18 protein-coding genes and 2 pseudogenes are annotated in these 21255 nt (G+C 67.5%); 15 read left to right on the top strand and 5 right to left on the bottom strand.

All coding sequences use genetic code 11. The annotated features are described in order from the left end of the window. The 14 genes and pseudogenes from JWQ81_RS37930 to JWQ81_RS37995 form a co-directional block, all read left to right on the top strand. Window positions 1-615 (top strand): annotated as a pseudogene (locus tag JWQ81_RS37930) (hydrogenase expression protein HypE); the annotation flags it as partial. 32 nt (window positions 616-647) lie between these two features. Next, window positions 648-2441, top strand: a complete 1794-nt coding sequence (locus tag JWQ81_RS37935) for a nickel-dependent hydrogenase large subunit (RefSeq protein WP_297549434.1) — start codon at window positions 648-650, stop codon at window positions 2439-2441. A gap of 21 nt (window positions 2442-2462) precedes the next feature. Beyond that, a complete protein-coding gene (locus JWQ81_RS37940) occupies window positions 2463-3071 on the top strand; it encodes a NifU family protein (RefSeq protein WP_297549436.1) in 609 nt (202 codons plus the stop codon). Then, on the top strand, window positions 3068-3694 hold the full coding sequence (locus tag JWQ81_RS37945; RefSeq protein ID WP_297549437.1) for a DUF5947 family protein: 627 nt from the start codon (window positions 3068-3070) through the stop codon (window positions 3692-3694). The genes JWQ81_RS37940 and JWQ81_RS37945 overlap by 4 nt, the downstream gene beginning before the upstream one ends. Beyond that, window positions 3687-4328, top strand: a complete 642-nt coding sequence (locus tag JWQ81_RS37950) for a DUF6084 family protein (RefSeq protein WP_297549439.1) — start codon at window positions 3687-3689, stop codon at window positions 4326-4328. Before JWQ81_RS37945 ends, JWQ81_RS37950 begins: the two co-directional genes overlap by 8 nt. Continuing rightward, the gene (locus tag JWQ81_RS37955; protein WP_297549460.1) at window positions 4328-5701 is read left to right on the top strand and encodes a hypothetical protein; all 1374 of its coding nucleotides are present in this window, start codon (window positions 4328-4330) and stop codon (window positions 5699-5701) included. The genes JWQ81_RS37950 and JWQ81_RS37955 overlap by 1 nt, the downstream gene beginning before the upstream one ends. After that, window positions 5698-6201, top strand: a complete 504-nt coding sequence (locus tag JWQ81_RS37960) for a hydrogenase maturation protease (protein ID WP_297549441.1) — start codon at window positions 5698-5700, stop codon at window positions 6199-6201. Before JWQ81_RS37955 ends, JWQ81_RS37960 begins: the two co-directional genes overlap by 4 nt. A 138-nt stretch (window positions 6202-6339) precedes the next feature. Next, window positions 6340-6612 carry a HypC/HybG/HupF family hydrogenase formation chaperone gene (locus tag JWQ81_RS37965; protein ID WP_297549462.1) on the top strand — a complete coding sequence of 91 codons (273 nt, stop codon included), beginning with the start codon at window positions 6340-6342 and terminating at the stop codon, window positions 6610-6612. A 12-nt stretch (window positions 6613-6624) separates the two neighbouring features. Continuing rightward, the gene (hypD, locus tag JWQ81_RS37970) at window positions 6625-7767 is read left to right on the top strand and encodes a hydrogenase formation protein HypD (RefSeq protein ID WP_297549443.1); all 1143 of its coding nucleotides are present in this window, start codon (window positions 6625-6627) and stop codon (window positions 7765-7767) included. Further along, window positions 7748-8872 carry a hydrogenase expression/formation protein HypE gene (gene hypE, locus JWQ81_RS37975; RefSeq protein ID WP_297549445.1) on the top strand — a complete coding sequence of 375 codons (1125 nt, stop codon included), beginning with the start codon at window positions 7748-7750 and terminating at the stop codon, window positions 8870-8872. The genes hypD and hypE overlap by 20 nt, the downstream gene beginning before the upstream one ends. A 3-nt stretch (window positions 8873-8875) precedes the next feature. Continuing rightward, window positions 8876-9205: a hydrogenase maturation nickel metallochaperone HypA gene (gene hypA / locus JWQ81_RS37980; protein WP_297549447.1), complete on the top strand. Its 330-nt coding sequence runs from the start codon at window positions 8876-8878 to the stop codon at window positions 9203-9205. A gap of 2 nt (window positions 9206-9207) precedes the next feature. Then, window positions 9208-9960, top strand: coding sequence for a hydrogenase nickel incorporation protein HypB (hypB, locus tag JWQ81_RS37985; RefSeq protein ID WP_297549448.1), 753 nt, complete (start codon window positions 9208-9210; stop codon window positions 9958-9960). A gap of 130 nt (window positions 9961-10090) precedes the next feature. Then, window positions 10091-10822, top strand: a complete 732-nt coding sequence (locus tag JWQ81_RS37990; protein WP_297549450.1) for an HAD family phosphatase — start codon at window positions 10091-10093, stop codon at window positions 10820-10822. Beyond that, on the top strand, window positions 10819-13209 hold the full coding sequence (locus JWQ81_RS37995) for a glycosyl hydrolase family 65 protein (protein WP_297549452.1): 2391 nt from the start codon (window positions 10819-10821) through the stop codon (window positions 13207-13209). The genes JWQ81_RS37990 and JWQ81_RS37995 overlap by 4 nt, the downstream gene beginning before the upstream one ends. 13 nt (window positions 13210-13222) lie before the next feature. Here the strand turns inward: JWQ81_RS37995 and JWQ81_RS38000 are convergent, their stop codons facing one another. The 5 genes and pseudogenes from JWQ81_RS38000 to JWQ81_RS38020 all read right to left on the bottom strand — a co-directional run bounded on the left by JWQ81_RS38000 (window position 13223) and on the right by JWQ81_RS38020 (window position 20273). Beyond that, on the bottom strand, window positions 13223-13384 hold the full coding sequence (locus JWQ81_RS38000; RefSeq protein WP_297549453.1) for a hypothetical protein: 162 nt from the start codon (window positions 13382-13384) through the stop codon (window positions 13223-13225). A gap of 55 nt (window positions 13385-13439) precedes the next feature. Next, window positions 13440-14408 carry an exopolyphosphatase gene (locus JWQ81_RS38005; RefSeq protein WP_297549455.1) on the bottom strand — a complete coding sequence of 323 codons (969 nt, stop codon included), beginning with the start codon at window positions 14406-14408 and terminating at the stop codon, window positions 13440-13442. Between the two features lie 234 nt (window positions 14409-14642). Beyond that, window positions 14643-15683, bottom strand: coding sequence for an LLM class F420-dependent oxidoreductase (locus JWQ81_RS38010; RefSeq protein ID WP_297549457.1), 1041 nt, complete (start codon window positions 15681-15683; stop codon window positions 14643-14645). A 22-nt stretch (window positions 15684-15705) separates the two neighbouring features. Then, entirely contained in the window at window positions 15706-16842 is a 1137-nt protein-coding gene (locus JWQ81_RS38015) for an acyl-CoA dehydrogenase family protein (protein ID WP_297549465.1), read from the bottom strand. Window positions 16843-16968: 126 nt separating this feature from the next. Next, window positions 16969-20273 (bottom strand): annotated as a pseudogene (locus JWQ81_RS38020) (DUF885 domain-containing protein). A gap of 192 nt (window positions 20274-20465) precedes the next feature. On the opposite strand from JWQ81_RS38020, the gene JWQ81_RS38025 reads away from it, so the two are divergent. Then, window positions 20466-21255 (top strand): AsnC family transcriptional regulator (locus JWQ81_RS38025; protein ID WP_297549458.1); only part of this gene is annotated, 790 nt, incomplete at its 3' end.

The following is a 21255-nucleotide window of genomic DNA, read 5'->3' on the forward strand; positions in this document are numbered from 1 at the left end:
GGTATCCACGGTATGGCGGGAAACCCGACCGGTGCCATGGGCGTGCCGGACTACCTGGGCTGGGACTGGAAGTCCAAGGCAGGTATCCCGATCGTCTGTGTGCCCGGCTGCCCGGTGCACCCGGACAACCTGTCGGAGACGATCCTGTACCTGCTGTACCAGGCTGCCGGGCAGGCTCCGATGATCCCGTTGGATGAGCACCTGCGTCCGCAGTGGCTGTTCGGCGCTACCGTGCATGAGGGTTGTGACCGAGGCGGATACTACGAGCAGGGCGAGTTCGCCAGTACCTATGACTCACCGAAGTGTTTGGTAAAGCTCGGCTGCTGGGGCCCGGTAGTGAAGTGCAACGTGCCCAAGCGGGGCTGGATCAATGGTGTGGGTGGTTGCCCGAATGTGGGCGGTATCTGCATCGGCTGCACCATGCCCGGCTTCCCGGACAAGTTCATGCCGTTCATGGACGCGCCTCCGGGTTCATTGGTTTCGGGGACCGCAAGTCTGGCCTATGGCTCGGTCATTCGGTCGCTGCGCAATATCACGCTTAAGAAGACCGATACCGAGCCCAAGTGGCGCAAGAAGGGCCGCACGCTCGAAACCGGCTACAAGCCGTCCTGGTGATCGCCGACCGGCTCGAGAAAGGCATCTAGACGATGACAACCACCGCACCACGGCATGGCAGCGCAGGAGCTGCAAAAGGGCAACTCACCGAGATGGTGTGGGATCCGGTAACCCGGATCGTCGGCAGTCTCGGTATCTACACCAAGATCGATTTCGCGGCGCGCACGGTGGCCGAGTGCCACAGCACCTCATCGGTCTTCCGCGGGTACTCCATCTTCATGAAGGGTAAGGATCCGCGCGACGCCCACTTCATCACCAGTCGTATCTGTGGGATCTGTGGGGACAACCACGCCACGTGTTCGGTGTACAACCAGAACATGGCATACGGGGTGGCGCCGCCGCACCTCGGTGAATGGGTGATCAACCTCGGCGAAGCCGCCGAGTACATGTTCGACCACAACATCTTCCAGGAGAACCTGGTCGGGGTCGACTACTGCGAGAAGATGGTCAGGGAGACCAACCCCGGAGTGCTGGAGCTGGCCAACCGGACCGAGGCCCCGCATGCCGCCGAACACGGTTACAAGACCATCGGTGACATCATGCGCTCGCTCAACCCGCTGGAAGGCGAGTTCTACCGCGAAGCACTACAGGTCAGCCGGTCCACCCGAGAGATGTTCTGCCTGATGGAAGGCAGGCACGTGCATCCGTCCACTTTGTACCCCGGCGGGGTCGGCACGGTGGCCACGATCCAGCTGTTCACCGACTACCTCAGCAGGCTCATGCGCTATGTGGAGTTCATGAAGCGCTGCCTGCCGATGCACGACGACCTGTTCGACTTCTTCTACGAAGCCATTCCCGGGTACGAGCAGGTCGGCCAGCGGCGCATCCTGCTGGGCTGCTGGGGCAGCCTGAACGACCCCGACCACTGCGACTTCACCTACGAGAACATGGAGGCGTGGGGCCGGAAGATGTTCGTCACGCCCGGAGTCGTGGTCGACGGCAAGCTGGTCACCACCAGCCTTCTCGACATCAACCTCGGCATCCGGATCCTGCTCGGCAGTTCCTTCTACGAGGACTGGGAAGGCCAGGAGAAGTTCGTCACGAACGACCCGCTGGGCAACCCGGTCGATTCACGTCATCCGTGGAACCAGCACACCATCCCGCGGCCGCAGAAACGGGACTTCGACGACAAGTACTCCTGGACGATGTCGCCGCGCTGGTTCGACGGGAAGGACTACCTTGCGCTGGACACCGGCGGCGGGCCGCTCGCGAGACTGTGGACGACGGCGCTGGCCGGCCTGGTCGACACCGACTACGTCAAGTCGACCGGGCACAGCGTGGTGTTCAACCTGCCGCGGACTGCCACGAAGCCCGAGGTGACCTTCGAGTGGAAGATTCCGAAATGGAGCAACGCGCTCGAGCGCAACCGTGCCCGGACGTACTTCCAGGTCTACGCGGCGGCAATCGCGCTGCACTTCGCGGAGAAGGCATTGGCCGAGGTCCGTGCCGGGCACACGAAGACGTGGGAGAAGTTCACGGTGCCCGATGAGGGCGTCAGCTGCGGGTTCACCGAAGCGGTCCGCGGGGTGCTGTCCCACCACATGGTGATCAAGGGCGGCAAGATCGCGAACTACCACCCGTACCCGCCGACCCCGTGGAACGGCAGCGTGCGTGACTCCTTCGGCACTCCAGGGCCTTATGAGGACGCGGTGCAGAACACGCCGATCTTCGAGGAGAACACACAGGAGAACTTCAAGGGCATCGACATCATGCGCGCGGTGCGCAGTTTCGACCCGTGCCTGCCCTGCGGTGTCCACATGTACACCGGTAACGGGAAGGTACTGGAGAAGATGCACACCCCGCACGCCTTCTCCGCCGAGTTCTAGAAGTTCGAGGAAAGGAAAGCCATGGCGCAGCCGGACATGGTCCAGTCGGAAGAAGCACCACCGCCCGACGTCGCCATGATCGGCGAGCGGATCGAGCAGATCCTCAGTGAGCTGGAGGCCACCGCCGAACGGTCCATTGTGGAGAAGACCGAGGACCTCGTCCACACCTTGCTCGAGTTCTACGGCACCGGGCTGACCCGGATCGTCGACCTCATCAGGGAAACCGTCGGTGGTGAGCACCTACTGGAAATGCTCGCCACCGACGACCTCGTGAAGGGACTCCTCGTCCTGCACGACCTCCATCCGAAGACCGTGCTGGAACGGGTCACCGAAGCGCTCGACAAGGTGCGGCCGTACCTCGGTTCGCACGCCGGCGATGTCGACCTGATCGGCGTGGACGAAGACGGCGTCCTTCGCTTGCAGCTCAAGGGAACCTGCGACGGCTGCCCGTCGTCGACGGTGACCGTCAAATACGCCATCGAGAAAGCGATCCATGCGGCCGCCCCGGAGATCAGCGATATCGACGTCGCCGGGGTCGTCGAGGAGACACCCGCGGCGACCGGGCCGGGTGGACGTCCGCTGCTGCCGTTGCAGGCCATCGAATGCCCGGTTCCGGAGGACGCCCTATGACGAGCAGCGGACTTCGGCGGTTCCTGCAGCCGGCCCAGCGTGCCAAACCCGGCGAACGCTGCGAGATGTGCACCGAACCCGTCACCGAGGAGCATTCGCATGTGATCGACCTGGAGTCGCGGGCGATCATGTGCACCTGCCGAGGCTGCTACCTGCTGTTCACCCACGACGGTGCCGGCGGAAAACGGCATCGCGCGGTTCCCGAGCGCTACTTGCACGCGCCGTCGTTCGCGCTCGGGGCCGCGCTCTGGGAGTCCATCGGCATCCCGGTCCGGATGGCGTTTCTGTTCCGCAATTCGGTGCTCGACACCACTGTCGCGTTCTATCCCAGCCCAGCCGGCGCCACCGAGTCACTGCTCCCGCTGGGCGCGTGGACGGAGATGCTCGAAAGCAACTCCGAACTGTCCACGGTGTCACCCGACGTCGAAGCGTTGTTGATCAACAAAAACGAGGACGGGTTCGAGTGCTTCCTGGTTCCCATCGACGTCTGCTACGAGTTGGTCGGCTTGGTCCGGTTGCATTGGCGCGGATTCGACGGCGGCAGCGAGGCATGGCAGGCCATCGACGGCTTTTTCGAGCGGTTGCGGGAACGCGCGACGCGGGTCGGGACGAATGATGGCTGATCTGACGATCGAGTGCGTCGACGTCCACCCCGAACGCTACGGCACCTCGCCGACGATGATCTTCCGCCTGCGGATCATCGAGAACAGCGCGACTCCGATCCACGCGATCGCCTTGCGCGTGCAGATCCGCATCGAACCACAGCGCCGCCGCTACAACCCGGACGAGTCGGAGCTACTGACGTACCTGTTCGGCGACCCGTCCCGCTGGGCCGAAACCCTGAAACCGCTGCAGTTCGCCATGGTGTCCGCGATGGTGCCGAGCTTCATCGGCTCGACCGAGATAGACGTGCCCGTGCCCTGCACCTACGACCTCGAAGTGGCCACCGGCAAATACTTCCACGCCTTGGAGGACGGGATCGTGCCGTTCGTTCTCCTGTTCAGCGGGACGGCGTTCAGCAAGGGCCAGCAGGGTTTCTGGGTCGACCAGGTCCCCTGGCACCTCGAAGCGGACTACCGCATGCCGATCGAGACCTGGCAGCAGATGATGAACCTGTACTTCCCCAATGAGGGCTGGATCCGGCTGCCGCACGACACCATCGACGCGCTCATGCGCTACAAAGCCAAACACGCCATCATTTCCTGGGACGCGGCGATGGAGAAGCTCCTCGCCCAAGCTGGGGAAGCCGCGCCATGATGACCGCGCGCGAGCAGGCGAAGGCCGTCGGCGACGCCGTGCTTTACGAGGGCTACCTGCTCTATCCATACCGCGCGTCGGCCGGAAAGAACAAGGTCCGCTGGCAGTGGGGCGTGCTGATGCCGCCATCGTTCGCCAGCGACGACACCGGCGAGTACGCCGATTCGCACACCGAGTGCCTGCTGGAACCCGGTTCGCACACGACGTTGCACGTCAAGCTCCGCTTTCTGCAGGCACAGGCCCGGATCGTGCAGGAGCGCGACGGAGACGGTTATCGGACAGTGGACTCACTCAGCGTCGGCCACACCGAGTACACCACCTGGGACGAGGCCGTCGAGCGCGAAATCGACGGGGTGTTCCGAGCCGCGGATCTCCTTGCCGGGCGCGTCGAGTTGCCGTTCGACGTCGAGGGCAGCGAAGACGTCGAAGATCTCGGCGTCGGCCGCTTGCTTCGCCGGACACAGATGCTGACCGGCACGATGACCGTCGGCCTGGACTCGCTCGACGGCCCGTTCGGCGGTGTCCGGCTGCGCGTCGACCTGAAGAACACCAGCACCTGGACCGAACCCGGCGCCACCAGGGAGCAGGCACTCCATCACGCGCTGCTGGCGGCGCACCTGGTCCTGTCCGTCGACTCCGGACACTTCCTGTCCATGTTGGAGCCGCCGGAGTGGGCCAAACCGGCCGTCGAGGCCTGCGTCAACGTTCGGGTGTGGCCGGTGCTGATCGGCGACAACTTCCGCAGCGAGGCGATGCTCGCCTCGCCGATCATCCTCTACGACAACCCGGCCATCGCCGAGGAAAGCCAGGGCGAGCTGTTCGACGGGACGGAGATCGACGAGATCCTGACGCTGCGCACGATGACCCTGACCGAGGACGAGAAGCGGCAGGCGCGCGCGACCGACCCCCGGGCGCGGGAGATCGTCGACCGGGTCGATTCGATGCCGCAGGAGCTGCTCGACCGACTGCACGGCACCGTGCGTTACCTCCGCGCGGTCACCGGTGAGCGGTCCGACCCGGACGCCGACCTGCGCGAACTCACCGACATCACGGCCAAACCCGACATGCCGTGGTGGGATCCCGGCGCCGACGCGTCCGTTTCGCCGGGCACCGACAGCGTCGTCGTGGCCGGAATCGCGGTCGCGAACGGGTCGAAGGTCAGACTGCGTCCCGAACTCAAGCGGGCCGACGCGCAGGACATGTTCCTCACCGGACTGGTCGCCACCGTACGCGCCGTCTTGTCCGATGTAGACGGTGACCGGTATGTCGCGGTGACGCTGGACGACGATCCAGGCGCGGACCTGCAGACCACCCACGGCCGCTTCCGGTACTTCTCCCCCGACGAGATCCAACCCCTGGAGGTCACCGAATGAGGCCACGTGTGCTGGTCGCCGGGATCGGCAACATCTTCCTGCGCGACGACGGGTTCGGCGTCGAAGTCGCGCACGCCCTCGAGGACGTCACCCTGCCGAACTGGGTGCAGATCGCCGACTACGGCATCCGCGGGATGCACCTGGCCTACGACCTGATGGGCGGCTACGACACGACAATCCTGATCGACGCCCTGCCGCGGGGTGAAGCACCGGGCACGGTCTACCTGCTGGAGCCCGACGCGATGAGCGACCTGCCGGTGAACCCGGCGCTCGACGCGCACGGCATGCAACCGGACGCGGTGTTCCGGCTGTTGAAGATGCTCGGCGGCGACGCCGGGCGGGTCCTCGTCGTCGGCTGCGAGCCGGCGACGGTCGAAGAGGGCATCGGGTTGAGCGCGCCGGTTTCCGACGCGGTGGGCGAGGCGGTCCGGTTGGTCACCGACCTCGCCTGGGGAACCAGCCCACACGTGCCCGACCACCACACGAAAGCGGAGGTCTGAGATGTTCAAGCGCCTGTTTCTCCTGCTGTGCCTGGCCGGCGCCGCCGGCTACGTGGCCAAGCTGGTCGAACCGGATGTCAAGCGGTACCTCGAAATGAGCCGGATGTAGTCCTTCCCACTAAGAAGACGGTGAGCAGCATGTGCCTCGGCATACCCGGTGAGATCATCGAAATCTCCCAAGACCGCCCCGACCTGGCGAAGGTGGCGGTGAGCGGGGTCAAGCGGGTCATCAACATCGGGCTGCTCGACGACGACCCGCCCGTCCCCGGCGACTGGATCCTCATCCACGTCGGCTTCGCACTGTCCAAAATTGACGAGGTGGAAGCCAAGGCGGCGATGGACTTCCTGGAGAGCATCGGGAAGGCCTATGAGGACGAACTCGCCGCGCTCACCGAATCCCGGATCGACTAGGAAGGCGGGCAAATGCGTTTCGTCGATGAGTTCCGCGACGCCGACAAGGCCCGAGCGCTGTCCGCGAAGATCACCGGTCTGTGCAAACCGGGCAGGCACTACAAGTTCATGGAGGTGTGCGGCGGGCACACGCACACCATCTACAAGCACGGCCTCGAGGACTACCTGCCCGAAAGCATCACGCTCGTGCACGGGCCCGGCTGCCCGGTGTGCGTGATCCCGATGGGCCGGGTCGACGACGCCATCCACATCGCCCGGCAGCCCGGCGTGCTGATGACCTCGTTCGGCGACATGATGCGCGTGCCCGGGTCCGGCGGGAACTTCTTCGACTCCAACGCCGAGGGCACCAACATCCGGATGGTGTACTCCCCACTGGACTCCCTGAAGATCGCCCGCCAGAACCCGGACCTGCGCGTGGTGTTCATGGCGATCGGGTTCGAAACCACCACCCCGTCGACGGCGATGACCCTGCTGCGTGCGGCGCAGGAAGGCATCGAGAACTTCTCGGTCTTCGCCAACCACGTCACGATCATCCCGGCTATCAAGGCGATCCTCGACTCCCCGGACCTGCGCCTGGACGGGTTCATCGGGCCGGGCCACGTCTCCACGGTGATCGGCTGCCGGCCGTACGAGTTCATCGCGCGGGACTACCGGAAGCCGGTCGTCGTCGCGGGTTTCGAACCGCTGGACATCCTGCAGTCGATCTACATGCTGATGCTGCAGCTCGCCGAAGACCGGTCCGAAGTCGAGAACCAGTACTCGCGGGTCGTGCCGTGGGACGGCAATATGGTCGCATTGAAGGCGATCAACGAAGTGATGGAACTCCGGCCGTATTTCGAATGGCGCGGACTCGGCTTCATTTCGCATTCCGCGATGGCGGTCAAGGAGAAGTACGCCCAGTTCGACGCGGAACGGATTTTCGACGTCCCAGGCGTGCGAGTCGCCGACCCGAAGGCTTGCCAATGCGGCGAAGTGCTCAAAGGCGTGCTGAAACCGTGGGAATGCAAGGTGTTCGGGACGGCGTGCACCCCGGAGACCCCGATCGGCACCTGCATGGTCTCCCCCGAAGGCGCCTGCGCGGCGTACTACAACTTCGGGCGGTTCAGCCGCAAGCGCGTCAGGGAGGCAAGCCAGCATGAGCACGTCGGAAACTGAACGCCGCACCCGAATTCCACTACCGGTCACCACGCCCGAGCGCGAGCAGGCGGTGCTCGACCGGATCGACAAGGCACGACGTCGTCGGGCGAAAGTCCGCGAGGAGCGCATCACGCTGTCGCACGGCGCGGGCGGAAAGGCCACGCAGACACTCATCGAAGCGATTTTCCTCGACGCGTTCCGGAATCCGCTGCTCGAACCGCTGGAGGACGCCGCCGAGTTCACCATCAACGGCGCTTCACTCGCGCTCACCACTGATTCCTATGTGGTTTCCCCGCTGTTCTTCCCCGGCGGCAACATCGGGGATCTGGCGGTGAACGGCACGGTCAACGACCTCGCCGTGTCCGGCGCGAAACCGTTGTACCTCAGTGCGGGCTTCATCCTCGAAGAAGGCTTCCCGATCGAGGACCTGACCAAGATCGTCGAGTCGATGAAGATCGCCGCGGAGGCCGCCGGGGTGCAGATCGTCACCGGCGACACGAAGGTCGTCCAGCGCGGCAAAGCCGATGGCTGCTACATCAACACAGCCGGCGTCGGCGTCGTGATGAACCCGGGGCAACTGGGGGTCGCGAAGGCCAGGCCCGGCGACGCGATCCTGGTGTCCGGCCCGATCGGGGACCACGGCGTCACGATCATGCTCGCCCGCGGCGAACTCGACATCGACGCGGACCTGGAATCCGACACCGCGCCGGTGCACGGGCTGGTCGCGGACCTGCTCGCCGCCGTCCCTGGCGTGCGGGCGATGCGTGACGCGACCCGCGGCGGGGTCGCGACCATCCTCAATGAGATCGCCAAGGCCGCCGATGTGGCAGTGGTCGTCGACGAGAAGACCGTCCCGGTGCGGACGGAGGTCCGCGGCGCGTCCGAACTGCTTGGCATCGACCCGCTGTACGTCGCTTGTGAAGGCCGGATCGTCGTGGTCGTCGACGGCGCCCAGGCCGAACACGCGCTGGCGACGCTGCGGGCGCACCCGCTCGGCACGGACGCCGCGATCATCGGGCGGGTCGCCGAAGACCCACCCGGCCTGGTACTGCTGAACACGACGTTCGGCGGCACCCGGATCGTCGACCTGCTCGTCGGCGACCCGCTGCCGAGGATCTGCTGAACCGTGCACGAACTGTCCATCACCCAGAGCATCGTCGACGCCGTCATCGAGAAGATGGACGGCGCGACGGTGCTCGGCGTGCGGCTGGAGATCGGCAAACTCTCCGGCGTGGTCCCGGATTCGGTCCGGTTCTGCTTCGACGTGCTCTGCACCGGGACCACTTTGGAGGGTGCCGGCCTCGACATCGACGAGGTGCCGGGCGCCGGGCGCTGCCGGGACTGCGCGGGGGAATTCCAGCTCGAGGACATGATCCGGCTCTGCCCGTGCGGCAGCGCGAACGTCGAGGTCCTGGCGGGCGACCGGCTGCGGATCAAGTCAGTGGAGGTGCTTTGACGATGTGCGCGACCTGCGGATGTTCCGACGAGACCGGCGTACGGGTGAGCGAACCAGGGCATGCCCATCCCCATGAACACGAACACTCGCACGCCCCGGAGACACGGACGGTGACGCTCGAACACGACGTCCTCGCCAAGAACGACCGGCAAGCCGAGGTGAACCGGAAGTCACTGCAGGACAAGGGAATCCTCGCGATCAACGTGATGAGCTCCCCCGGCTCCGGCAAGACCACGCTGCTGACGCGGACCATCCTCGACCTGGCCGGCGAACTGACCGTGTCCGTCGTGGAGGGCGACCAGGAGACGCTGCTCGACGCCGAGCGCATCAAGGCGACCGGCGCGCCGGTCGTGCAGATCAACACCGGCGCCGGCTGCCATCTCGACGCCGAGATGCTCGACCGCGCCCTGGCAACCCTCGCGCCGCCGCGGGACTCGCTGCTGTTCATCGAAAACGTCGGCAACCTCGTCTGCCCGGCCCTGTTCGACCTCGGCGAGTCCCACCGTGCGGTGGTCATGTCGGTCACCGAAGGCCCGGACAAACCGCTGAAGTATCCGCACATGTTCGCCGGCAGCGACCTGATCCTCCTGAACAAAATCGACCTGCTGCCCTATGTCGACTTCGACGTCGACGACTTCCTTCGCGACGCCCGCAAGGTCAACCCCGGCGTCACCGTCCTCCCCGTCTCCGCCACCACCGGGGAAAACCTCTCCACCTGGTACACCTGGCTCCGCACCCGCCGTGTGTGCACTTGACGCGCTCCCGTGGGCAGTTCCCGCACGCCGAGACGTATAGGTCGTTATACATCCACCGCCGTACCGGGATACGACGTGATTCTGCCCCGTAATCTCGCACCTCCTTCGTCTCGCCGGTACGGTTTGCCACATGATCGGATTGCCTGATGAGATTTCGGCCTGCCTGTTCGATCTCGACGGGGTGCTGACCGGAACAGCGGCTTTACACCGCGAGGCGTGGAAACAGACTTTCGACGAATTCCTACGCAAACGCGACGGCGACGGCTTCGGTGAATTCACCGACCACGACTACGCCGAATACGTCGACGGGCTCCCACGCGCAGACGGGGTCCGCAAGTTCCTCGAGTCGCGCGACATCACGCTTCCCGAAGGCGACTCGGACGACAGCGGCGACACCGACACGGTCAACGGCGTCGGTAACCGCAAGAACGAACTCGTCCTGAAGATCATCGAAGAACGCGGCGTCAACCCATACCCGGGCTCGATGCGGTACCTCCAGGCAGCCAAGGACGCCGGGCTGAGGATCGCCGTCGTCACGTCCTCGGCCAACGGTGAGAAGGTGCTCGCAGCGGCCGAAATCACCCCCTTCGTGGAAGCTCGCATCGACGGTCTCGTGCTCAAACGGGACAACCTGCGCGGCAAGCCGGCCCCGGACTCCTTCCTCGCCGGCGCGAAAGCCCTCGGCGTCGAACCGAAGAACGCGGCTGTGTTCGAGGATGCGCTGTCCGGCGTCCAGGCGGGACGCGCCGGGAACTTCGGCTACGTCGTCGGCGTGAACCGGGCAGACCAGGCCGACGAGCTCCGCGCCCACGGCGCCGACATCGTGGTGGACGACCTCGCGGATCTCCTGGAGGAGGCATGACAGAGGTGACGCACGGGTACGAGACCTCACCGTGGGAGTTGCGCTGGCGGGGCATGGACGTCGACGCGCTGCAGCGCTCCGAGTCGACGTTCGCGCTGTCGAACGGCCACATCGGACTGCGCGGGACGCTGGAGGAGGCGGAGCCCCGCGGCCTGCCCGGCACCTACCTCAACGGCTTCTACGAGCAGCATGAACTGGCCTACGCCGAAACCGGCTACGGCAACCCCGAAGCCGGCGAGACGGTCATCAACGTCACCGACGGCAAGATCATCCGGCTGCTCGTCGAGGACGAACCCCTCGACATGCGCTACGGCGCCGCCACGAAGCACAACCGCGTCCTCGACTTCCGCTCGGGCACGCTGGCCCGCACGACGGAGTGGACGTCGCCAACGGGCCGCCGCGTGCGGGTGCACACCGAGCGGCTGGTGTCGTTCACCCAGCGCGCGGTCGCCGCGATCCGGTACGAGGTCGAGCCGCTGGACGACGACCTGCAGCTCGTCGTCCAGTCCGACCTGCTGGCCAACGAACCGATCGAGTCCGACACGAGCGACCCTCGCGTCGCCGCCGCGCTGGAGTCGCCGCTGGTCTCGGAGTTCGCGGCCTCGACCGACTACCAGGCCGTGCTGGTCCACCGCGCCCGCACGTCGGGGCTGCGGATGGCCGCCGCGATGGACCACAAGATCGAGGTCAACGACGGTCTGCGCGCCCGGATCCACGCCGAGGACGACCTCGCGCGGTTGACCGTCGCGGTGGACGTGCCCAAGGGCCAGCGGCTGCGGATCACGAAGTTCCTCGCCTACGGCTGGTCCGCGCAGCGGTCCATCCCCGCGTTGCGTGCCCAGGTCGAGGCCGCCCTCGCCGGCGCGCGGCAGACCGGGTGGAAGGGCCTGCTGGCCGAGCAGCGCAAGTTCCTCGACGAGTTCTGGGCGACGGCCGACGTCGAGATCGACGGCGACCTCGAACTCCAGCAGGCGACCCGGTTCGCCCTCTTCCACCTACTCCAGGCCGGGGCTCGCGGGGAAAGCCGCGCGATCCCCGGCAAGGGCCTCACCGGCCCCGGGTACGACGGCCATGCCTTCTGGGACACCGAAACGTTCGTCCTCCCCGTGCTGACGTACACGATCCCCGACGCCGCGAGGGACGCGCTGCGCTGGCGCCACACCACGCTCGACAAGGCGCGGGAACGCGCCGTCCAGCTCGGGCTGAAGGGCGCCGCGTTCCCGTGGCGCTCGATCAGCGGCGCCGAGTGCTCGGCGTACTGGCCGGCCGGGACGGGCGCGTTCCACGTCAGTGCCGACATCTCCGACGCCGTCGTGCGCTATCTCGCCGCGACCTCCGACACCGACTTCGACCGCGAATGCGGCACCGAGATCCTGCTGGAAACGGCCCGGCTCTGGAGTTCGCTCGGCCATCACGACGCGCACGGCGGATTCCGCATCGACGGCGTCACCGGCCCCGACGAGTACTCCGCGGTGGCCGACAACAACGTCTACACGAACCTGATGGCCCAGCGGAACCTCCGGGCGGCCGCGGACGCGACCGAGCGGAACCCCGACATCGCCGCGCGGTTCGACGTGACCGCGGCCGAAACAGCGGACTGGCGCAAGGCCGCCGACGCCATGGTGATCCCCTACGACGAAGAGCTCGGCGTCCACCCGCAGTCGGAGGGCTTCACCCGGCACGCGGAATGGGACTATGCGAGTTGCACCCCGGGGCATTACCCGCTGTTACTGAACTTCCCGTACTTCGACCTGTACCGCAAGCAGGTCATCAAGCAGGCGGACCTGGTGCTGGCGCTGCACCTGTGCGGCGACTCCTTCACCGCGGAGGAGAAGGCGCGCAACTTCGCCTACTACGAGGCACGCACCGTGCGGGACTCGTCGTTGTCCGCGGCGACGCAAGCGGTGATCGCCGCCGAAACTGGCCACCTGGACCTCGCCTACGACTACGTCGCCGAGGCCGCGCTGACCGACCTGCACGACGTGCACAACAACGTCCGCAACGGCTTGCACATGGCTTCGCTCGCGGGCGCGTGGATGGGCACCGTCGCCGGGTTCGGCGGGTTGCGGGACCACGGCGGGAAGCTGTCCTTCGCGCCGAGGCTGCCCAGCCAACTCGACCGCATCGCGTTCCGGCTCTGCCTGCGCGGCAGCCGGGTCGAGGTCGAAATCCTCGACCTCGAAGCGACCTACCGGGTACTCGAGGGCAGGTCCGTGGAGATCACCCACCACGGGGAACCGGTCACCATCGGTGAGGAGCCGATCACCTTGCCGATCCCGGCCTTCGAGACCCCGCTCCCGGTCCACCAGCCGCCCGGGCGAGCACCCGTGCGGCGCGGCACCGCCCGGATCCAGGCGGGCGTCGGACCCGACCAGACTCCGGAGTAACCCAGCCGCGACACTAGCCCGGCGGTTCTGGCAGGCGGGGCACGTCCTCGTCGGTATTGGCAGGCAGGTCGACGTCGTTCGTGCCGTCAGTCCCCACATCGCGGTTGGGGACCGACGGGAAGTCGGTGGTGAGGTTCTCGTCCGGCTCGCTGCGCCGCTCCGGCTGTTTGCTCATGCTCCCGGAATACCCGGTTTCGGCGCGGCTGTCACGTCTGACTCGTGAGGCGCCGTCAAGCCGCGTCGCGTTTGGAAGGCCGTCCGGGGGAACGGCCGTCGAGCATGCCCAGCAGCAGCCCTTCGCGGGTGGACCAGGGGCAGATCGACACCTGGCCGCCGGACACCGTCAGCAGCGCCTCCGCGATGATCGCGCCGGCGAGCGCCTGGTGCGAGCGGACCCGTGAGATGCCGGGGAGCTCCGCGCGCCGGGCCGCGGGCATGACCGCCAGCCGCGGGATCCACGTGCGCAGGTCGTCCAGCCGCAGCTCGGACGTCGTGCGCTGCGGGCGGGCACCGGCCAGCCGCGCGAGCTGGCCGAGCACCTTCGAGCAGCCGACCGCGCGATGCTCGCGGATCAGCGGCAGGACATCGTGGAGCGCGTCGCCGACCTCGTCGAGGACGTGAGCCCGCAGCGCGCTGATGCGCTTCGGGGACGCCATCTCGTGCGGCAGCCAGTCCCGGGTCATCGAGCGGGCACCCAGTGGCAGTGACCGCGCGAACCCGGCCTCCTCGTCGCCGCCCGCGGCGAGCTCGACCGTCCCACCGCCGATGTCGAGCACCAGCAGCGGCCCGGCGCACGCGCCGTACCAGCGCCGGGCGGCGACATAGGCCAACTCGGCCTCACGACGGCCGGACAGGAACTTGAGTTCGGTACCGGTGGCGCGCGCGACCTCCGCGACCACGGCGTCGGCGTTGCGCGCGTCCCGGATCGACGACGTCGCGAGCGGATAGACGTGCGAGACGCCGTGTTTGGCCGCGACCGTGTTCGCCGCCTCGACGGCCGCGGTGACCGCAGCGATCCCGGCTTTGCTCAGCCGCCCCGAGGAGTCGAGTTCACGATCGAGGCGGAGCTTGGTCTGGTGGGTCAGCAGCGGCTCGAGCGGCGAGCCACCACGCCGGAGGACCACCAAGCGCGCGCTGAAGGACCCCACGTCGAGAACCCCGACCTGGGCTGTGACTCCCGCGACCACTCGGCGCACCACTGTCTGACCTCCTTGCCTCAGCGTCAGGCCCCCATTCGGTAGACGCCGAAAGGCGGGGCCCGTTGCGTGAAGAATCGCTTCCCCATGCGGAACCGTGACAACGGTCACTGCACCTGGACCGTTCAGCGGCGCATCCCAGCAGCACGTTGTTCGGTGAGCGACCCCCACGACCGCAGGATCACTCTAGCCCCAACTACCGACAGCCGCCGGTTTCATAGCGGAAAGTAACAATTCTTATACGACAAGCTCCCGCAGGGTCCGAACGGCGTCGACGCGGGCTTCGCGTCCGGGGAGCAGCGGGTTGACCGCGAGAGTGGTGACCCCCGCCTCGGCGAAAGCTGCCACCCGCTCCTTGACGTACCCGGCCGGGCCGACCAGCGAGATCGCGCGCAGCAGGTCGGCGGGGACAGCCGCGGCCGCCTCCTCCTTCTTGCCGTCGAGATAGAGGTCCTGGATCTCCTTTGCCGCGGCTTCATAGCCATAACTGCAGGCCAGGGTGTTGTAGAAGTTCTTGCCGCGCGCACCCATGCCACCGATGTACAGCGCCAGCTGGGGACGCAGGTTGTCGAGGAGGTGGTCGACGTCGTCGCCGATCGCCAACCCGAGGCCGACGACGGTGTCCAGCTCGCCGAGGGCGGGGTCGCGCTTGGCCTTCCCCTCGGCCAGCGACGCGCCCCAGACGTCAGCAGCCCGCTCCGGGTGGAAGAAGATCGGCTCCCAGCCCTCGGCGATTTCAGCCGTCATGGCGACGTTCTTCGGCCCGAGCGCGGCGAGCATGACCGGGATGCGCTCGCGGACCGGGTGGTTGATCAGCTTGAGCGGCTTGCCGAGCCCCGTTCCCTGCCCCTCGGGCAGCGGGATCTGGTAGTACTTCCCGTCGTGGACGACCCGCTCGCGGCGCCACACCTGGCGGCAGATGTCGACCAGCTCGCGGGTACGGGCCAGCGGCGCGTCGTACTTGACGCCATGGAAACCCTCGATCACCTGCGGGCCGGACGCGCCGATGCCCAGGGTGAACCGGCCGCCCGAGACGAAGTCGAGCCCGGCGGCGGTCATCGCGGTCAGGCTCGGGGTCCGGGTGTAGATCTGGAAGATGCCCGACGCCAGCTCGACCCGCTCGGTCTTCGCCGCGAGGTAACCGAGCTGGCTCACCGCGTCGAACGAATACGCCTCGGGCACGAACACGATGTCGAGCCCGACCTTCTCCAGCTCGACGACGTCGGCCACGCTCTCGGCGAACCCGTCGGCGTAGTTGATCTGGGTCCCGATCCTCATGCTGTCCCTCTCGCCGCGCGCTCTAAAGACCGTAAGTCTTGCCGATGATGTCCCGCTGCACCTCGCTGGTGCCGCCGTACACCGTGGACACGACCGTGGCCCGCAGATGCGCCTCCATTCCGTACTCCGTGGCGTAACCGTACCCGCCCAGCATCTGCATACCTTCCAGCGCAACGGCTTTCGACAGCTCCGTGGCCTTGAGCTTGGCCATCGACGCCTCGCGGGGAAAGAGCTTGCCGGGGTTCTCGTCGACCAGCTCGGCGGTATGCCGCACGAGCAGGCTGGTGGCCTCGAGCTCGGTGGCGAGGTCGGCGAGCCGGTGGCGCAGCGCCTGGAACGTCCCGATCGGACGGCCGAACTGCTTGCGCTGCTTGACATAGTCGAGCGTGTCGTCGAACGCGCGCTTCGCCCGGCCGAGGCTGTTGGCGGCGAGGATCAGGCGTTCGGAGTTGAGCCCGGCCATCAGCTGCGGCCAGCCCTGGCCGACGTCGCCGAGAACCGCGCTTTCGGGCACGAAGACGTCGGTGAAGTAGAGGTCGTTGACCTCCTTGCCGCCCATGGTGTCGATACCCTTGATCACCAGGCCGTCCGCGCCGGCCGGCACACCGAACATCGTCAGGCCCTCGTGTTTGTTCCCGGTGGTGGAAGTCCGCGCGACCAGCAGGATGTTGTCCGCGAAGTGCGCGGCCGAGCACCAGGTCTTCTGGCCGTTGACCACGAACCCGCCGTCGACGCGCTCGGCCTTGCAGACCAGCGCGCCGACGTCGGAGCCCGCCTCCGGCTCGGACATCGAGATCGACTGCACGCGGCCGCGGGTGACGCCGGCGAGGACGTCGTTCTTCTGCGCCTCGGTGCCGAACTTCTCGTACGCCGCGGCCACGATGATCGACGTCGCGAAGCCGCCGATGGGCGCGAGGCCGTACGAGGTGTGCTCGAGGAACAGCGTCAGGTCGACCGCTCCCCCGTCGGAGCCGCCGTACGCCGACGGCAGGTTGACGCCGAGCCAGCCGAGGTCCGCCATCTTCTGATAGATCGTCTGGCTGTGCGGGTGCCGTCCGCCGTCGGTGGCGGCGAGCCGCTGCTCACGCGTGCCGAGCTCACGCCGGCAGAAGTCGCGGACGGCATCGACAAAGGCCTGGCGCTCGCCGGAAAGGCTCATGCTGGTCACACGCCAATAATGCCAGTTGTTGACGAGTTGTCAATACGTGGCGTGGGTGCGGGCCGGGTCTAGGACTCATGGCCGTTCCGGCCGATTAGAACCGGCCGGAACGCTCACGAGTCCGTGTCACGCGAGCCCGGTCACCCAGTCCGAGACGACGGTGTCCAGGACCGACAGCGGCAGGGCGCCACCGCCGAGGACGAGGTCGTGGAACGCCTTGATATCGAACCGGTCGCCCAGGGCTTGCTCGGCCTTCGCGCGGTTCCGCTCGATCTCCAGGCGTCCGACCATGTACGCCAGCGCCTGGCCGGGGCAGGCGATGTACCGGTCGATCTCGGCGTCGATCTCGACCTTCGCCATCGGCGTGTTCTCGACGAGGTAGTCCACCGCTCGCTGACGGCTCCAGCCCAGCGCATGCAGGCCGGTGTCGACAACCAGCCGTCCAGCCCGCATCGAATCCTGCGTCAGCAGGCCGAACCTGGCGATACCGTCGGAGTAGAGGCCCATCTCGTCGGCCAGGCGTTCCGCGTAGAGGCCCCAGCCTTCGGCGTACGCGGTGAACTCGCCGATCCGCCGGGCGAGCGGCAACTCGGTCAGCCCCTGCGCGACGCACAGCTGGAAATGATGGCCTGGAACGGCTTCGTGGAACGCCACCGCTTCGCTGAGATGCCGCGACCGCTCCTCCGCCTGGTAGGTGTTGGCGAAGTACGTGCCACCGCGCGAACCGTCGAGCGCGGGCGGGTTGTAGTAGGCCAACGTTCCGCCGGGAGCCTCCGCCTCGGGCACCGAAGTGACCACACAGGACTGGTCAGGGATTCGGGAAAACCATTGCGGCGCAGCAGCTTCAGCCCGAGCGATGGTCTCGCGCGCCGAATCGAGCAGCTCCTCGCCGCTCGTCCACCGCAGCTCCGGGTCGGTGCGGAGCCGGTCGAAGATCTCCCCGAGGTCGGTCGTCCCGAAGGTCCGCTCCCCCAGCTCGCGGTACTCACCGGCCAGCCTGGCGATGATACCGACCCCGGTGTCGTGCAGGTCCTGCGCCGTCCGGTCGGTGGTCGTGTGCGCCCGGATCAGCCCCGCGTATTTCTCGTCGCCACCGGGCAGCCAGCACATCCCGGGCTTGTCCTCGGGCTGTCCGTGTGGCTTGAGCTCCGCGGCGAGGAAGTCGCGATACTTCGCATACGCGGGGCGGACGACGTCGGCGAGCAGCCTGTCCCGCTCGTCGGCGTAGCTTTCGCCCGCCCCGACGGCGTCGAGACGCAGCGGATCGCTGTGCGGCGCGGCCAGGTAGCGCTCGATGTAGGCGATACCCGCGTCGACAAGGAACGCCGGCGGCACCAGGCCGTCCGCGCATCCGGCGCGCTGACGGTCCGCCACGGTGTCCAAATAGGACGGAATAGCGGCCAGCCTCGCCAGATAACCCGCGGCCTTCTGTTCGTCGCCGAGTTTCAGATCCGACAGGAACAAGAATATCTGCAGCGCGGGCGCGCTGAACCCGTCGCTGACCGCGAACTCCAGCGCGCGGCCGTCGATGAGGTCGACCGCGACCCTGGCCTGCCCGACGACGACGTCGCGGGTGACGGCGTCGCCCGGCGAAAGCCCCTCAAGCGCTTCAGCTCGCGAAGCCAAGCCGACATAGGCGGCCCTGATCTGCGCTTCCGCAGCCGCACTCAGGTCCGCAAGACGATCGTGGTCACCGGGGAGTCCGAAGAACGACCGCAGCACGGGGTCCGCGGTGAACCACAACCCGACGAGCTCGTCGGCGAGATCGTTGACCGCGGTCACGCTTCGGCCCATTCCGCGACGACGGTGGCGAGCACCGAAAGCGGCAAGGGGCCGCCGCCGAGCACGAGGTCGTGGAACGCCTTGATATCGAATCGCTCGCCGAGGGCCTTCTCCGCCGACTCGCGGATCCGCAGGATCTCGAGCCTGCCGACCATGTACGACAGCGCCTGCCCCGGGTACGCGATGTATCGGTCGATTTCCGACTCGATTTCGACCTGCGCCATCGGAGTGTTGTCCACCAGGTAGTCCACCGCCTGCTGGCGGCTCCAACCCAGCGCGTGCAGGCCGGTATCGACCACGAGACGGCCCGCCCGCATCGAATCCAGCGTCAACATGCCGAGCCGCGCGACGTCGTCGGAATACAAGCCCATTTCGTTCGCCAGGCGCTCGGAGTACAGGCCCCAGCCCTCGATGTAGGCGTTGAAGTCGCCGATCCGCCGCAGGAGCGGAAGATCGGTGAGGCCGAGTGCGGTGCTCAGCTGGAAGTGGTGCCCGGGGATGGCCTCGTGGAACGCCGTCGCCTCGGACGAGTGCCGGAACCGCTCGGTGGCCTCATGGGTGTTCGCGAAGTACACCCCTGGCCGGGACCCGTCCGCCGCGGGCAGCATGTAGTACGCCGCGGGCGCGCCGGGCGCGGACTCGGCCGGGACCGCCTCGACGGTCCACGGCTGCGGCGGGATCTTGCCGAACCAAGCCGGCGCCTCGGCCGCGGCCCGCGAGATCGCCGAACGAGCGCTGTCCAGCAGCTCGTCCGCGCTGGTCCAGCGCAGCGACGCGTCGGTGCGCAGCCGGTGGAAGATGTCCGGCAGGTCCCGCGTACCGAACACCCGCGCGCCGAGGTTGCGGTACTCGTCGGCGAGCCGCGCGATCAGGTCCTGGCCGGTGGCGTGCAGGTCGTCCGGGGTGCGGTCGGTGGTGGTGTGCTTGCGCGCGAGTTTGCGGTAGATCTCCTTGCCCTCGGGCAGCCAGCACACGCCGGGCTTGTCCGCGGGCCTGCCGTGCGGCGCGATCTCGGCGGTCAGCGCGTCGCGGTAGGCCGCGAACGCCGGGCGCACGACGTCTTCGAGCAGCTGGACGCGACGTCGTCCGAACTCCTCGTCCGGCGCAGGCGGGCGCAGCAGCGGGTCCGCGTCAGGAGTCGCGAGGTAGCGGTCGGCGTGAGCGATGGCGGCGTCGACCAAGTGAGCGACCGGAAGCCGACCTGCCGCGATGCCGTCGCGAAGCCGCTGGACGACCTGCTGGAGGTACTCCGGGATGGCGGCCAGCCGGACCAGCTGCGCGTCGGCCTGCCCGGGACCCTCCAGCGAGAGCATCGGCAGCGTCGAGAGCAGCCCTGCGGCGGGGGAAACGAACATGTCGCTGACAGTGAATTCGGCGAGCCGCGTGTCGATCTGATCGATCGAGCTCTGCGCCTGGTCCAGCACGACCTCGCGGGTGATCCGGTCGACCGCGCTGAGCTCGGCCTCGTCAAGGGCGCGGGCGCGCTCGAGGACGCTCGCCAGCCGCGCCCGGTACGCCTGCTCGGCTTCGTCGCTGAAGTCGCCCAGGCCACCACGGTCCGAAGGAATGCCCAGCAACGGCGGCAGCAGGGGTTCGCTGTCGAACGTGGCTTCCATGAACTCGTCGGCAAGGGCGGCGGTTTCGGTCATCGTTGATCCCCATGGTTCGTCGGACGGCTTCGCGGACACCTCCGGCCAAGTGGCCGACGGTGGACACAGCGTCAACCCTAGAGGAGGCACCCAGCTGACGAAGGGCACTTTCGTCGCGACACGGCGTCGCGACACGGCACGGTGGACCGGGCTTCGGCGCGGACGGCGACCCGAGGCGGTAGCGTTCGCGGAGTGCCTGTGACAGATCCCGTGGATGCCCGACTGCTCGCCGCCCTGGCGGAGCTGGGCAAGGCAGCCGTCCACGAACTCGCGGCGAAGGTCGGCATGGACCCCCGCGAGGTCGCCTACCGGCTGGTGGCGCTGTCCGGGAGCGGGCTCCCGCTGCTCGTGGGTGTGGAAAGCGACCCGAACGGCCTGCGCGCGGCGATCGCGGCCCCGTGGTCCCCCAACGCGCAGCAGCAGGCGCCCTACCAGCAGCAGCAGCACCAGGGTCCGCCGAGCGGCATCCCGCCCCAGCAGAACCCCGTGCAGGGCACCCCTTCCGGCGTCTACAACAGTGTTCAGGGAACGCCGTCCGGGGTTTACAACACCGTCCAAGGCACCCCGTCCGGCCGGTACCCGGGACCGCCCGCAGTACCGCCGAACGGCGGCATGGTCCGGCCGCTTCCCCCGCGCCAGGGACCGCCGCCAAACCAGCAGTTCGCGCCGCCGGCACCAGTGTCGCAGCCCGTTCAGCAGCAGCAACCACTGCCGGCACCGGACCCGGTGATGAGCACCTGGGGTCCGCCTCAGAGCTCCTCGTGGGCCCGCGGCGACGACAAACCGGCCGCGCCGCCGGGGCCGGTCGGCAAGCAGGGCCGCACCGGGGACGTCATGGAGACAAAGGGGCTGGAAGGCGAGCAGCTCACCGTGCAACTGCTCGAAGTCCAGGACCCGGCCGACTTCCTGTTCAGCGCCGCCGGCTACACGCTGGAAAGCGGTGAGCGCGCGGTCGTGGTGCACACCGAAATCACCAACCGCG

Source organism: Amycolatopsis sp. (genome assembly GCF_025464955.1).
Classification (GTDB): domain Bacteria; phylum Actinomycetota; class Actinomycetes; order Mycobacteriales; family Pseudonocardiaceae; genus Amycolatopsis.